This window comes from Marinomonas sp. A3A (assembly GCF_018336955.1).
Classification (GTDB): domain Bacteria; phylum Pseudomonadota; class Gammaproteobacteria; order Pseudomonadales; family Marinomonadaceae; genus Marinomonas; species Marinomonas lutimaris.
In genome coordinates, this window is sequence record NZ_CP025532.1 from 2,340,615 (window position 1) to 2,355,060 (window position 14,446).

Sequence of the window (14,446 nt, forward strand, 5' to 3'; positions counted from 1 at the left end):
GCTAAAAACTCAAAAATGAAGGTTAGCTATGATAGCGCAAAAAAGGATGGCGTCCCATAGGGGGTTCGAACCCCTGTTACCGCCGTGAAAGGGCGGTGTCCTAGGCCTCTAGACGAATGGGACACATTTAGCTTTTATAGAGCTATAACTATCTTCTTAAACTTTCTATTTAAAGAAAGTGGAGCGGGAAACGAGGCTCGAACTCGCGACCCCAACCTTGGCAAGGTTGTGCTCTACCACTGAGCTATTCCCGCATTTTTATTGCTATACACTACTTAGCAATATTTTACCTTTAATAAAAAGGTAAAAGTGGCGTCCCATAGGGGGTTCGAACCCCTGTTACCGCCGTGAAAGGGCGGTGTCCTAGGCCTCTAGACGAATGGGACATAAACTTTTATTACACTAACAATTTCACGTTCCTAACATCACTTTTGCATTAAAAATGTAAAAGTGGCGTCCCATAGGGGGTTCGAACCCCTGTTACCGCCGTGAAAGGGCGGTGTCCTAGGCCTCTAGACGAATGGGACACAATTTAGCTTTTATAGAGCTACAGCTATCTTCTTAAACTTTCTATTTAAAGAAAGTGGAGCGGGAAACGAGGCTCGAACTCGCGACCCCAACCTTGGCAAGGTTGTGCTCTACCACTGAGCTATTCCCGCATTGCTAACACCCCTACTCTTTATTCGCATAATCGAGTGGACTGTCTATTAATCTCGCCAAATTGCAAGATCAATTTAAAAATGGCGTCCCATAGGGGGTTCGAACCCCTGTTACCGCCGTGAAAGGGCGGTGTCCTAGGCCTCTAGACGAATGGGACACAGTTTAGCTTTTATAGTGCTATAACTATCTTCTTTTCAAACTTTCTACTTAAAGAAAGTGGAGCGGGAAACGAGGCTCGAACTCGCGACCCCAACCTTGGCAAGGTTGTGCTCTACCACTGAGCTATTCCCGCATTGCTAACACCCCTACTCTTTATTCGCATAATCGAGTGGACTGTCTATTAACCTTACCAAACTGCAAGATCAATTTAAAATGGCGTCCCATAGGGGGTTCGAACCCCTGTTACCGCCGTGAAAGGGCGGTGTCCTAGGCCTCTAGACGAATGGGACACAGTTTAGCTTTTATAGTGCTATAACTATCTTCTTTTCAAACTTTCTACTTAAAGAAAGTGGAGCGGGAAACGAGGCTCGAACTCGCGACCCCAACCTTGGCAAGGTTGTGCTCTACCACTGAGCTATTCCCGCATTACTAACACCCCTACTCTTTATTCGCATAAACGAGTGGACTGTCTATTAACCTTGCCAAACTGCAAGGTTAATTTAAAAGTGGCGTCCCATAGGGGGTTCGAACCCCTGTTACCGCCGTGAAAGGGCGGTGTCCTAGGCCTCTAGACGAATGGGACACAATTTAGCTTTTATAGAGCTATAACTATTTTCTTAAACTTTCTATATTAAAGAAAGTGGAGCGGGAAACGAGGCTCGAACTCGCGACCCCAACCTTGGCAAGGTTGTGCTCTACCACTGAGCTATTCCCGCAAAAAACTTCTCATTCAGCACTAAGTTTATGTAGACTATACAGCCAACCGTGTGAAAGGATGGCGTCCCATAGGGGGTTCGAACCCCTGTTACCGCCGTGAAAGGGCGGTGTCCTAGGCCTCTAGACGAATGGGACAACGTTTTAATCTTGCTGTGTGAGCGGGTGCGTATATTACTGTTACCAATCTTAAAATCAACAGTTTTTTTCATTAATTTAAGCTACTTAGATAAAAAGTCGCTTTAGAAATCAATCTGATCGGAGCTATTATGCTAAACAAACAACTATTTCTAACCTTGTCCCTTTCGACGCTTTTATTAGCTGGCTGCTCTACAACGCACTATATAAGCATCACTCCACAAGAAGACGTTAAGACAGCAGCCCTTTCTAACGAAAGAGTTATTGATGTAACCACCAGTACAAAATTAACCAATGCTGTTGGCTCAATTAAAACCGGCATAAATGAACGAGCTGATATTTTCACAACAAATGATGTAAAGCAGAGTGTTAAAGACAGTGTACTAAGCGGATTACGCAAAATGGGCTTCACTCCAGATCAAGGTCTAATGCCTGCAGCAGATCTGAAAATCGAAATAACCAAGATGAGCTACACAACAAAAGTAGAAACACTCAAGACTGTTGCCACACTACAATTCGAACTAAGAGCAACATTAGCGACAAAAGGACAAACTTATAAAGCTAACTATGGATCTCAAAAAGTTAGAGAGTACGGCACCATGCCTTATCAACAAGCAGTTCAAGACGATATGAATGCACTTGCAAGCCAAACAGTTAATCGCCTATTAACTGATCCAAACATTATCGCCCTACTCAAATAAAACCATTCAATAAAATAAAAAAGCCTGACTGATTAACATTCAGTCAGGCTTTTTTATGATAACTAATCACCAGCACCACTTATCTTTATAGATCCAAGCCAATTTTTTACCTATATCTCAAGCCTCCATCTTGAATGCGCTCAAGTAAGGAGTAAAGTTAACATTTCCTCCGCCCAGCTTCAGTAAGGATAAAGTGGTGCAAATTCGCAAATCAAACAAACTCGCTAATATATGTTATGAAATCCGTGGTCCAGTCTTAAAAGAAGCTGTGCGAATGGAAGAAGAAGGTCAACGCATACTCAAACTCAACATAGGCAACCCCGCGCCATTTGGCTTTGAAGCACCTGACGAAATATTAGTTGACGTTATTCGCAACCTACCAACTTCTCAAGGCTACTGTGAATCCAAGGGGCTTTTTTCTGCCCGTAAAGCTGTTATGCAGAAATACCAAGCCATGGGCATTAAATCGGCCGACGTAAATCACGTTTGGATGGGCAACGGCGTTAGTGAACTTATTGTCATGGCCATGCAGGGCCTATTGAATGACGGCGATGAAATATTAATACCAGCGCCCGACTACCCTCTTTGGACAGCGGCAGCGACGCTAGCTGGCGGTTACGTGAGACACTATTTATGTGATGAAGGCTCAGGTTGGCAGCCAGACATCAACGACATCCGCTCTAAGATTTCAAACAAAACAAAAGCCATTGTCATTATTAATCCAAACAACCCAACGGGTGCGGTTTATGAGAAAGGCATTCTTGAAGCCATTATTGAACTGGCAGAAGAACACAATCTGCTAATTTTCTCAGATGAAATTTACGACAAAATTCTATACGACGAAGCTAAGCACATACCGACAGCGACCCTTACAGAAGGACGCGCACCCTGCATTACCTTTGGCGGACTTTCAAAAGTGTATCGAACAGCTGGATTCCGCTCAGGATGGATGGTGATTACTGGCGATCGAAGCGGCATAAGCGACTACATAGAAGGCCTAGACATCCTTAGCTCAATGCGACTATGTGCCAATGTGCCCGCCCAACACGCCGTACAAACCGCATTAGGAGGTTACCAAAGCATAAACGAACTTATCGTGCCTGGTGGTCGTTTCTATGAACAGCGCAAGGTAGCATGGGAAGCTCTCGACTCAATTCCAGGGGTCCACTGCCATAAACCAGAAGGTGCACTGTATTTATTCCCTAGACTTGATCCAAAAATGTACAAAATCAAAAATGATATGGATCTTGTTTTGCAATTCTTACGAGAAGAAAAAGTACTCATAGTTCAAGGTACTGGATTCAACTGGCCGACACCGGACCATGTACGTTTCGTTTTTCTTCCTCATATCGAAGAGCTAACCCCCGCTATGGAAAGATTTGCAGCGTTTTTAGGTAGATTAAGAAAGCGTTAACCTCTCTCTTGAAATAATCCAAGAAAGCCCTACTATGCTCCTTAACAGTTTTTTAAGGAGCATAGTAATGCGTATTATTCTGTTTTTACTGACAAACTTAGCTGTCATGGTGGTAGCAGGTATTGTTTTAAGCCTTTTAGGCGTTAACGGTTACATGACCAGCAATGGCCTAGATTTCACCTCGCTGCTTATTTTCTGTGGTGTGTTTGGCTTTACTGGCAGCTTAATCTCACTACTTCTCTCAAAGTGGATGGCAAAACGCGGATCAGGTGCCGTTGTTATCGAACAACCACGCAACCACAAAGAAGTATGGTTGCTTGATACGGTAAAAGAGCTTTCACAGAAAGCCGGAATCAAAATGCCAGAAGTGGCTATCTTTCCCGCATATGAAGCTAATGCATTTGCAACAGGCTGGAATAAAAACGCCGCTTTAGTCGCCGTTTCCAGCGGCATGCTAGACCGCTTCTCGCCTGATGAAATTAAAGCCGTACTTGGCCATGAAATCGGTCACGTTGCAAATGGCGACATGATTACTTTATCTCTCGTCCAGGGCGTAGTTAACACGTTCGTTATGTTTTTTGCTCGTATCGCCGCTTATGCTGTCGATCAATTCTTGCGTAAAGATGACAATGAAGGCTCTGTTGGCTGGGGCTACTACATTGCAACATTCATATTTGAAATTGTCTTCGGTATTTTGGCATCTATAATTGTTATGTGGTTCTCACGCTTCAGAGAGTTCAGAGCAGACGAAGCTGGCGCACGATTAGCTGGAAAAGGAGCAATGATTGCCGCTCTTGCTCGACTACAACAAGAGCACGAAGAGAGCCGCATGCCAGACTCCATGCTTGCTTTCGGTATTCGCCGCGGTAAAAAACCAACGATGGGGGAACTTTTCTCAAGTCACCCGCCAATTGAAGACCGCATCAAAGCACTTCAAGCGCTATAACAGTTAAGCAATAGACACAAAAAAACGCCAGCTAATGCTGGCGTTTTTTTACCTGAAAGACCAAAGCTTTATTTTGCTTTATTATGCTGAGTCTCCAAAATAAATGCCATCAATGGAATCCCCGCCTCCTTTGAGACATCTACAAAGCGCACACCATAAACATAGAAGTACTCAACACCCATTCGATTCAAAAAATCGTTATCAACCAAAGTTGCTTGAACTTGCTCAAGCATCTGAATTTCTTGGGAGCGAATTTCACAATCCAACTTAAGAATGTGACTATAAGGACCGATTTTGACATTACAAGCTAAACGCATCGTCTGATTGACTGAACCAAAATCCTCTTTAGAAATCAATTTAGCGCCACCAAGACTCAAATCAATAACAATCGCTGAAGAAGAACCACCAATTGATGTTGCTAGCCCATTGGGCTCTATATTAGATATCAGACGGGTCTCAACACGAACCGCCTGACGCACCTCAGATGTTTCGACATAGCTTGGATAAGCAATATGAAGGTGGGCTGCGGGTTCCATATAGCTTTTAGCAATTTTACTCGAGAAAGCACAAACATGAGTACTCAGCATCAGACGAACATTGACAACCTGACTTTCTCTCACCAATATATTCTTTCCATTTAACTTAGGGCAAGACACAATCAGCGAGCTTCTTGGAATATTACCAAGGACTTTCACCATATAGCGCCCTGGAGGAGAGATAAACTCCACCTGAACATTTGTCCCTATTGGTACATCAAGATCTCCTAGATCAACCTGCATTACTCCAGCCATGCACTTACCTTAGCTATTATTTATTTTCTACTGAAAAACCAGCGGCACTCAAAATATGTCCTGCATCACAACTACTAGCATTAACGATACAAGTATTAAATTCATCTCTTTCAACGTAATGCTTTCTCAACCAATCAAAAACATTTTTTTCTTTATTTTCTCGATATTTATAACGCAATCTCACGTCATCCCTTGACACATCATAAATTGCCTGCACACTTCGAGCTAGCATTTCTTCTTGAGGTGTTTCAGCGCCAACATTAACAGAAGAAAACCACCCAGCACTGATAGCATCACTTTTACTAACAACATCAGCATTTAGCTCTAAATACCGACACAGGGCCTGATATACCATCCATGTGCCTTTTTCACGACCTTGCTTGCTATAACCTGCAATATGAGGAGTTGCAATATCAACAATAGAAACCAGCTCTTGATTGATGATAGGCTCACCATCCCACACGTCTAGCACTAGGTGAATATTACCATTTAACTGTTTATGTCGTTCAAGCAAAGCAATCTCATCAATAACCCCACCTCGACCGGCAGAAACAATAGCAACACCCGCAGACAGCTGAGCAAGCTCTCCACTTCCTATCATCCCTTTTGTTGGATAAAGACCAGAACTGGTTAATGGTGCATGCAAAGAAATCACGTCACAAGCAAGAATATCCTTCAAAGAAGCAAAGTTAGCCGAGCTACCACTCTTTTCTTTAAAAGGATCATAAACGCATACCTGACAACCCATACTGGCAAAACGGTCATAAACGGTTTTACCAACATTACCATAACCAATAATGCCGATTTTTTTACTTAGCCAGCTAAATTTTTTCGTCATATATAGGTGGCTTAAGCCACTAAAAACATAATCGGCAACAGCGTCTGCATTGCACCCTGGCGCACTACTAAAGGTGATATTTGATTTGGCAAGATAATCCAAATCAATATGATCAACGCCTATTGTGGCACTACCGACAAAACGAACAGAACTACCTTCAAGCAACCCCTGAGTCACCTTTGTCACCGAACGCACCAGAAGCACATCAGCGTCTTTTACTTGTTCATGAGTTAGCATTCGACCATTCACTAACTCAACGACACCTAAATGCGAAAACAAGGCTTTAGCATTTGGCATATTCTCATCTGCAATAATTTTCATACTGTCGTTTTAAAAACTCATTAAATATTTGATCAGGAAGACGCTGTGCCAATAAATACTTAGAAAAGACCTCTGCCCTTTCTGGCAAACCAGAAACGATATATTGGCTAACCTGAGACATTACTGCCCGTTCAAAATCTTTCGCGTCATAATCGGGCATAGACAAATTATCCACACTGACACGAAAAGGTAACCCCGCCGCCCAATGTAAAATACACTCGACCGCCTGAGGTTTCACCTCAACTTTTTCAAACTCTTTTTGCGTTTGTAAGTTACGCGAATCCGACTCATACCAATAACCATAATCTTCTAGCAATCGCCTTTCGCGCCCAGCAATACACCAATGACTGACTTCATGCAGCGCGCTTGAAGGATAATCAAAACGGAAATATATAGCAGCCGAGCCATTTGGCTCAGCGGGCAGATAAAGAGGCTCATCTGCACCACCAATAAGGCGGGTATTAAAACTTGAAAGGAAACAGGCGCTGAAGGCTTCCACAAGCTGTATTGCACTTGCCAACTGCAGACTCCAAAAGTAAAGAATTATCACATAAGAAATAAAAATGCGCCACGCAAAGAACCAAGCTTCGCATAGCGCATTTCATTTAAAATTTGAATTGGGCTTGATCAATAGCCCTTAAATTCAACAGTACATTAGTTATTAGCCGCGGAAATAGCGAGAAGGCACAAATGGCATCGCAGCTTGATTTAGAGGAATGCTTTTCCCTCTGACATTAGCAAACAACGGCTCGTTAGAGTCAAGAGCTTGAGTCGATACATAAGCCATGACAATAGGTTGAGCAAGACTTGGGGAGAAGCCACCACTGGTTACTGTGCCTTTCACCACTCCAGAAGCGTCTACGATTTCAACACCTTCGCGAACAGGAGCACGCCCATCAACCAAGAAACCAACACGCTTTCTTGTCGGCTTATTGGTAAATTGTGGCAATATAATATCAGCACCAATGAAACCACCAGCACGCTCACCCTCTAAACGACGTACTTTTTGTATCGCCCAATTAAGAGACGCTTCTATTGGTGTTGTGGTGGTATCAATGTCATGACCATACAAACACAGGCCAGCTTCAAGACGCAAAGAGTCACGAGCACCAAGACCAATCCACTCAACTTCATCATAAGCCAACAAAGCATTAGCAAAAACTTCAGCCTGATCATTTGGTACCGAAACCTCATAACCATCCTCACCCGTGTAGCCAGAACAACTAACCCACAGCTCAACTCCCTGCCAATCAAATTTTAGGCTCTGCATGAAAGTCATCGCTTCCGCACCAGGCACCATGCGAGCAAAAACCTCACGCGCTTTTGGACCTTGAATAGCTAGCAAAGATCGATCATCAATAATATCTACCTCACAATCGACCAAAGACGCTTTCAAATAAGCAAAATCCTGTTCTTTGCAGCCAGCATTAACCACCATGAAGATTTCATCCCCCCAATTGGCAAACATCAAATCATCCGTAATACCGCCTTTTTCGGTAGTAAACATGCCATAACGCTGCGTACCTTCAGCCAATCCAAGCACATCAACAGGCAAAATAGCCTCAAGAGCTGCTTTTACATTGTTACCCCGCAACATGACCTGCCCCATGTGCGAAACATCAAATAAGCCCGCATTTTCACGAGTCCACAAATGCTCTTTCATTACACCCAACGGATATTGAACAGGCATTTCATAACCAGCAAACTCAACCATTCTAGCGCCAGAAGCGATATGTAGATCACATAGAGCAGTACGTTTCATAACAAAAACCTTAATTAAAATTGTGATAGAGTCTGTTTCCAATTGGAAACAGAGTATCTAAAAGCAACTTGTTTTGACAAGCACTAAGCGACATTTATTCAGCAATATCTGAAATCAAAACCAATAGACATCAACAAAAAACCTAAATGATCGGTCAACTTTAATAACAAACAAACTTGAAAATTGACTCACCTTTGCTGTTTCCAATTGGAAACTTTTTGATTATGATAAGCAAAATTGACGTAAACCGAACAATGACTGACGCTCTTAGAAAGATGATCTTTTTTCATCATCTTAGACTTCCTTAGTGTTATTATACGCACGACTCATTGTCTTTTGGGCATACATGTTTATTTAAGAGGAATTACCCCATGGCTAACACCGAAGCCTTTTTCAGCCAAACGCTAGCTGAACGAGATCCAGAGCTTTTTGCAACAATCGTTGAAGAGCAAGAACGTCAAGAAACTGGCATTGAATTGATCGCATCTGAAAACATCACTTCAAAAGCGGTTTTAGAAGCTCAAGGTTCTGTTCTAACTAACAAATACGCAGAAGGTTACCCAAATCGTCGTTACTACGGTGGCTGTGAAGCAGTTGATGTTACTGAGCAACTTGCTATTGATCGCGCTAAGCAATTATTTAGCTGTGAATTCGCCAACGTACAGCCTCACTCTGGCGCCCAAGCCAATGGCGCAGTGATGCTTGCTCTACTTCAACCAGGCGACACAATTCTAGGTATGTCTTTGGATGCTGGCGGTCACTTGACTCACGGCGCGCCACCAGCTCAATCTGGCAAATGGTTTAATGCGGTTCAATACCAAGTTAACCCAGAAACACTATTGATTGATTATGATGCCATTGAAGCACAAGCTTTAGAGTGCAAACCAAAAATGATCATCGCGGGTGGTTCTGCCATTCCTCGTGTTATTGATTTCAAACGCTTTCGTGAAATTGCTGACAAAGTCGGTGCTTACCTATTCGTTGACATGGCACACATTGCAGGCCTTGTTGCGACTGGCGCTCACCCGTCTCCACTTCCACATGCTCATGTTGTTACCACAACAACGCACAAAACACTTCGTGGCCCACGTGGCGGCATGATTCTTTCCAACGATCTTGATCTTGGTAAGAAAATTAACTCAGCCGTTTTCCCAGGCTACCAAGGCGGCCCACTAATGCACGTTATTGCTGGTAAAGCAGTAGCATTTGGTGAAGCGCTGAAACCTGAGTTTAAAGTCTACATCGATCAAGTTGTTGCTAACGCTAAAGCATTGGCTGCGGTCATGATTGAACGTGGTTGCGATATCGTAACTGGCGGAACAGACAACCACCTAATGCTGGTTGATCTACGCCCTAAAGGCTTGAAAGGTAATGTTGTTGATAAAGCACTAGAGCGTGCTGGTATTACCTGTAACAAAAACGGCATCCCTTTTGATACTGAAAAACCAATGATCACTTCTGGTATCCGTATCGGCACACCAGCAGCAACATCACGTGGCTTTGGCATTGAAGAGTTTCAAAAAGTGGGTCATCTTATCAGTGACGTACTAGACGGTTTAGTTGAAATGCCAGAAGGCAATCCTGAAGTTGAAGCTCGCGTACTTGCAGAAGTAAAAGAGCTGTGTAAACGCTTCCCACTTTACCGCTAAAATCACATACCCAAGGCTTAACCTCCTTGGGTATTTTTTTAAAGAGGCATTAATATTATGAGCACTATTCCAGATAACCTAAAATACGCAGACTCTCATGAGTGGGTTTTAGACAACGGTGACGGTACAGTAACTGTTGGCATTACCGATCATGCACAAGATCTACTAGGCGACGTTGTTTACGTTGAGCTACCAGAAGTAGGCGCAGAAGTAACCGCAACTGAGCAATTCTCTCTAGTAGAATCTGTAAAAGCCGCTTCTGACATTTATGCTCCTGTTAATGGCGAAGTAATTGAAGTGAATGACGCACTAAACGATGCGCCAGAACTAATCAACGAAGCACCATATGAAGGCGCTTGGATTGTAAAAATCAAGCTAAGCAACACAGCTGATCTTGATAAACTACTTGATGCTGCGGGCTATTCAGCCACTATCGAATAGTCTCAAATATAGGCTCTCCCTCTATTCTGTATCGAGAGCCTAATCTCCCAGATTTTTATCTTAATAGGTGATTGAACCATGACCTCGTGCATCCGCGATTTGTTAAATAACGATGAATTTATTGCTCGCCACATTGGCCCTGATGAATCAGAACAAGCCAAAATGCTAGCAACAATCGGCATAAACAGCCTTCCAGAACTAATCGAAAAAACCGTTCCGGAAGCCATTCGTCAAGCAAATCTAGACCTTTCAGCCAACCCTGTTAGCGAAAGCGAAGCACTTGTGCAATTAAAAGCCATTGCCAATCAAAATAAAGTGGCACGCTCTTTTATCGGCATGGGCTACCACGATACGCATGTGCCATCCCCTATTTTACGCAATTTACTAGAAAATCCAGGTTGGTACACAGCGTACACACCTTACCAACCAGAGATTTCTCAAGGTCGTTTGGAAGCACTATTAAACTTCCAACAAGTCATCATCGACCTAACTGGCATGGAGATATCTAACGCCTCTTTGTTAGATGAAGCAACGGCTGCTGCCGAAGCTATGACACTAATGAAACGCTCAAATCGCAAGAAGAGCGACAAACTTTTTGTTGCGAGCCATTGCTTGCCACAAACAATTGACGTTGTTAAAACTCGTGCTGAGCTATTAGACATAGAAGTCATTGTTGACGACATCGCCAACTTTGCACAGCATGATGTGTTTGGCGCCATCTTCCAATATCCGGGAATTGACGGCACTGTTACTGATTTAAGCCCAGTCATCGCACAAGCTCATGAACAGAACGCTCTTGTGAGCATCGCTGTAGATCTGCTTTCTCTTGTTCTACTTAAATCTCCAGGTGAAATGGGCGCTGACATTGTATTCGGTTCTGCACAACGCTTCGGTGTACCAATGGGCTTTGGTGGGCCTCACGCTGCCTTCTTAGCAACGAAAGACGCATTTAAACGTTCTATGCCAGGTCGCGTTATCGGCGTATCTAAAGATAGCCATGGCAAACCAGCACTTCGCATGGCGATGCAAACTCGTGAGCAACATATTCGCCGCGAAAAAGCGACTTCAAATATTTGTACCGCCCAAGCATTACTTGCCATGATGGCTGGCTTCTATGCGGTTTATCACGGCCCTGTTGGTCTTAAGAGAATCGCCAATCGCATTGCCGCATTAACTAATTGCTTTGCTAGCGCCATTCAAAAGCAAGGCTTCTCAACCAATGATAGCTACTTTGATACAGTCATTGTTAACACTGGCGACCAAACAGATAGCATCATGGCAAAAGGCGCTACGAAGTTAATGAACTTCTACAAAGTGTCTGAAAGCCAAGTATCTGTTGCATTAAACGAAACCATCACACCAAACGACCTTATCGATTTGGCTGAATGTTTCGGCGCAGAACTATCACTTGAAGACATTACTAACTCTGAGACTGCATTCGGCTTTGATGCTTCGATGCTGCGTCAAGATGCTATCCTGACTCACCCAGTATTTAATAGCCATCACAGCGAAACCGAATTGATGCGCTACATGCACCAATTGGAAGTGAAAGACATTGCATTAAACCAAAGCATGATTCCACTTGGCTCTTGCACCATGAAGCTAAATGCAGCCTCTGAAATGATCCCAGTTACTTGGGCAGAATTCGGCCGTATTCACCCGTTTGCGCCAAGCAATCAAGTTGCAGGCTATCACGCATTACTGCAAGAGCTTGTCGATATGCTTTCTAAAGCAACAGGCTACGATACGGTTTCTTTGCAACCAAACTCTGGTGCGCAAGGCGAATATGCTGGCCTTATCGCTATTGATAAATATCACAAATCTCGTGGCGATCATGACCGCGATGTATGTTTGATCCCAAGTTCTGCTCACGGTACAAACCCAGCTTCTGCTGCTCTTGCGGGTATGAAAGTTGTGATTGTTAAATGCGACGAAAACGGCAACATTGATTTGGTCGATCTTGCTGAAAAAGCAGAAAAACATGCCGCGCAACTTAGTTGCATCATGGCGACTTACCCATCTACTCACGGTGTATTTGAAGAGCACATTCGCGAAGTATGTGACATCGTTCACAAATTTGGCGGTCAAGTGTACATCGATGGCGCAAACCTAAACGCACTTGTTGGCGTTGCGCCTCCAGGCACATTTGGCGGTGACGTCTCTCACCTTAACCTACACAAAACATTCTGCATTCCACATGGCGGTGGCGGCCCAGGCATGGGTCCGATTGGCGTAAAATCTCACCTTGCGCCTTTCCTACCAGGTCACGCTGTTGCGCCAGTAATGGGCATGCTTGAGCAACACGGCGCAGTATCTGCAGCACCGTACGGTAGCGCAAGTATCCTTGTAATTACTTGGATGTACATCAAAATGATGGGCGACAAAGGCTTGCGTGATGCAACTTTCAATGCCATTTTGAATGCTAACTACATAGCTAAACGCCTAGGCGAGCACTACCCTGTTCTTTATACTGGTAAAAACGGTACGGTTGCACATGAGTGTATTATCGACATTCGCCCATTAAAAGCAGAATCAGGCATCAGTGAAGAAGATATCGCTAAGCGCTTGATGGACTTTGGCTTCCACGCGCCAACCATGTCTTTCCCAGTAGCTGGTACGTTAATGATCGAACCTACGGAATCTGAAAACCTTGAAGAGCTAGATCGCTTCTGCGACTCCATGATTCAGATTCGCAAAGAGATCAGCAAAGTACAGGCAGGCGAATGGCCACTAGAAGACAACCCGCTAGTTAATGCACCACATACTGCAGATAGCCTTTTAGATATGGAATGGAATCACGCCTATTCACGTAAAGAAGGTGCTTATCCTTTAAATTGGATCAAAGCGCGTAAATACTGGCCACCGGTTGGTCGTATCGATAACGTTTACGGTGACCGTAACCTATTCTGCGAATGTCCACCAATAGACAGCTACGAAGACTAATCTTCGAAGCTACTAAAAAGTACTAGAACCAAAAAAGGCGAATCAGCAATGATTCGCCTTTTTTGTTAAGAAGGAAATACACAGCTACATGATAAGAAGCTAAAGATAAATTTCATAAAAATTAATCCCTATTTATCATATAGAATATAAAACAACCGACAAGTAACGACAAAAGGGCTAAGAAATAATAAAAAGACAATAGAAATGCTAAATTTGGCTCAATGCCCGACCAAGCAAACTAAAATAATTTTGAAAGGCTTGATTGACCTGATGACGCTGTTCGCCTTGAGGATAAAGACCCATTTTGGCCTCTTCTGAATGACGACTGCCTTTGACTAAAAAGCTACTGGTAGGTTTTGTGTCTTCAACGAAGGCTTCAAAAGCTCTTGCTGACATCTCTTCTGGTTTGGCGTAATAGACTATTTTTAGCTTTTGGTCTGCAAGACGGGACGCTTTAAACAGGTCACTGGGCTCATTTCCTTGCTCATTTAGCATGATAGTCTTGAAGCATTCGGCCAATAGCAAGTTTAGAGGATGAGGTTGTTTGTTGCGGGACAATTGCAGTTTGGCGTCATTCAACCAACTTTCAGAAGCAAAACGAGAAGATGATATTTGGTAAAACATTTTTTCGCCCATATAATGGTCGAAAGCATGAAACCACTCATGTGCGAGACTGCCAGCACCTGCGTTCTTCGCTAAAGATAACTGCCGCGTTGCTGGAACATAGTGAGCAGCAACGCCAGGCCTGCCACCTTTCCCATATTGAAGACCCAGAGTGCCTCGTAAAGATATCAGCAATTCTGGCCCTTGCAGCACAGTCATTAAATCTTCTAGCGCTTGATGGAAGTTAACCGCCGCGCGATCTCTTTCCTCTGGCGTCACCCAACGGCCCATCTCAATGCCACGAAAGTCAAATTGCCGACGTATTAAAACAAAGTTAATTACAGCTTGATGAAACGACATTAAAAC

11 protein-coding genes and 12 tRNA genes are annotated in these 14,446 nt (G+C 43.6%); 6 read left to right on the top strand and 17 right to left on the bottom strand.

Annotated features, from left to right (window positions below; genetic code table 11):
* Positions 1 to 47: 47 nt before the first annotated feature.
* From CYL31_RS10885 to CYL31_RS10940, 12 genes are all read right to left on the bottom strand, one after another.
* Positions 48 to 123 (bottom strand) — tRNA-Glu (locus tag CYL31_RS10885).
* 56 nt (positions 124 to 179) lie between these two features.
* Positions 180 to 254 (bottom strand) — tRNA-Gly (locus CYL31_RS10890).
* A 56-nt stretch (positions 255 to 310) separates the two neighbouring features.
* Positions 311 to 386 (bottom strand) — tRNA-Glu (locus CYL31_RS10895).
* 65 nt (positions 387 to 451) lie between these two features.
* A tRNA-Glu gene (locus tag CYL31_RS10900) sits at positions 452 to 527 on the bottom strand.
* Positions 528 to 584: 57 nt separating this feature from the next.
* A tRNA-Gly gene (locus tag CYL31_RS10905) sits at positions 585 to 659 on the bottom strand.
* 82 nt (positions 660 to 741) lie between these two features.
* Positions 742 to 817, bottom strand: a tRNA-Glu gene (locus CYL31_RS10910).
* Positions 818 to 877: 60 nt separating this feature from the next.
* Positions 878 to 952: transfer RNA gene (locus tag CYL31_RS10915), tRNA-Gly, on the bottom strand.
* Positions 953 to 1,033: 81 nt separating this feature from the next.
* Positions 1,034 to 1,109, bottom strand: a tRNA-Glu gene (locus CYL31_RS10920).
* 60 nt (positions 1,110 to 1,169) lie between these two features.
* A tRNA-Gly gene (locus CYL31_RS10925) sits at positions 1,170 to 1,244 on the bottom strand.
* An 82-nt stretch (positions 1,245 to 1,326) separates the two neighbouring features.
* Positions 1,327 to 1,402: transfer RNA gene (locus CYL31_RS10930), tRNA-Glu, on the bottom strand.
* A gap of 58 nt (positions 1,403 to 1,460) precedes the next feature.
* Positions 1,461 to 1,535, bottom strand: a tRNA-Gly gene (locus CYL31_RS10935).
* 60 nt (positions 1,536 to 1,595) lie between these two features.
* Positions 1,596 to 1,671, bottom strand: a tRNA-Glu gene (locus CYL31_RS10940).
* A 131-nt stretch (positions 1,672 to 1,802) separates the two neighbouring features.
* Here CYL31_RS10940 and CYL31_RS10945 point away from each other — a divergent pair.
* The 3 genes from CYL31_RS10945 to htpX all read left to right on the top strand — a co-directional run bounded on the left by CYL31_RS10945 (position 1,803) and on the right by htpX (position 4,732).
* Complete coding sequence (locus tag CYL31_RS10945) at positions 1,803 to 2,372, top strand: YajG family lipoprotein (RefSeq protein ID WP_212915288.1); 570 nt, start codon at positions 1,803 to 1,805, stop codon at positions 2,370 to 2,372.
* Between the two features lie 196 nt (positions 2,373 to 2,568).
* A complete protein-coding gene (locus CYL31_RS10950) occupies positions 2,569 to 3,786 on the top strand; it encodes a pyridoxal phosphate-dependent aminotransferase (RefSeq protein ID WP_283248192.1) in 1,218 nt (405 codons plus the stop codon).
* Between the two features lie 67 nt (positions 3,787 to 3,853).
* Positions 3,854 to 4,732: a protease HtpX gene (gene htpX, locus CYL31_RS10955; RefSeq protein ID WP_212915290.1), complete on the top strand. Its 879-nt coding sequence runs from the start codon at positions 3,854 to 3,856 to the stop codon at positions 4,730 to 4,732.
* A gap of 68 nt (positions 4,733 to 4,800) precedes the next feature.
* On the opposite strand, the gene CYL31_RS10960 is transcribed toward htpX, so the two are convergent.
* The 4 genes from CYL31_RS10960 to gcvT all read right to left on the bottom strand — a co-directional run bounded on the left by CYL31_RS10960 (position 4,801) and on the right by gcvT (position 8,444).
* On the bottom strand, positions 4,801 to 5,523 hold the full coding sequence (locus tag CYL31_RS10960; protein WP_212915291.1) for a flagellar brake protein: 723 nt from the start codon (positions 5,521 to 5,523) through the stop codon (positions 4,801 to 4,803).
* 16 nt (positions 5,524 to 5,539) lie between these two features.
* A complete protein-coding gene (locus tag CYL31_RS10965; protein ID WP_212915292.1) occupies positions 5,540 to 6,682 on the bottom strand; it encodes a 4-phosphoerythronate dehydrogenase in 1,143 nt (380 codons plus the stop codon).
* Positions 6,663 to 7,202 carry an elongation factor P hydroxylase gene (locus CYL31_RS10970; protein WP_212915293.1) on the bottom strand — a complete coding sequence of 180 codons (540 nt, stop codon included), beginning with the start codon at positions 7,200 to 7,202 and terminating at the stop codon, positions 6,663 to 6,665. Before CYL31_RS10970 ends, CYL31_RS10965 begins: the two co-directional genes overlap by 20 nt.
* 141 nt (positions 7,203 to 7,343) lie before the next feature.
* Complete coding sequence (gene gcvT / locus CYL31_RS10975; RefSeq protein WP_212915294.1) at positions 7,344 to 8,444, bottom strand: glycine cleavage system aminomethyltransferase GcvT; 1,101 nt, start codon at positions 8,442 to 8,444, stop codon at positions 7,344 to 7,346.
* A gap of 371 nt (positions 8,445 to 8,815) precedes the next feature.
* Here gcvT and glyA point away from each other — a divergent pair, with 371 nt between their 5' ends.
* From glyA to gcvP, 3 genes are all read left to right on the top strand, one after another.
* Entirely contained in the window at positions 8,816 to 10,093 is a 1,278-nt protein-coding gene (glyA, locus tag CYL31_RS10980) for a serine hydroxymethyltransferase (protein ID WP_212915295.1), read from the top strand.
* A gap of 57 nt (positions 10,094 to 10,150) precedes the next feature.
* Positions 10,151 to 10,534, top strand: a complete 384-nt coding sequence (gcvH, locus tag CYL31_RS10985) for a glycine cleavage system protein GcvH (protein ID WP_212915296.1) — start codon at positions 10,151 to 10,153, stop codon at positions 10,532 to 10,534.
* Positions 10,535 to 10,612: 78 nt separating this feature from the next.
* Positions 10,613 to 13,477: an aminomethyl-transferring glycine dehydrogenase gene (gcvP, locus tag CYL31_RS10990; protein WP_212915297.1), complete on the top strand. Its 2,865-nt coding sequence runs from the start codon at positions 10,613 to 10,615 to the stop codon at positions 13,475 to 13,477.
* A gap of 207 nt (positions 13,478 to 13,684) precedes the next feature.
* Here the strand turns inward: gcvP and CYL31_RS10995 are convergent, their stop codons facing one another.
* Positions 13,685 to 14,440, bottom strand: a complete 756-nt coding sequence (locus CYL31_RS10995) for a CLCA_X family protein (RefSeq protein ID WP_212915298.1) — start codon at positions 14,438 to 14,440, stop codon at positions 13,685 to 13,687.
* Positions 14,441 to 14,446: the final 6 nt, after the last annotated feature.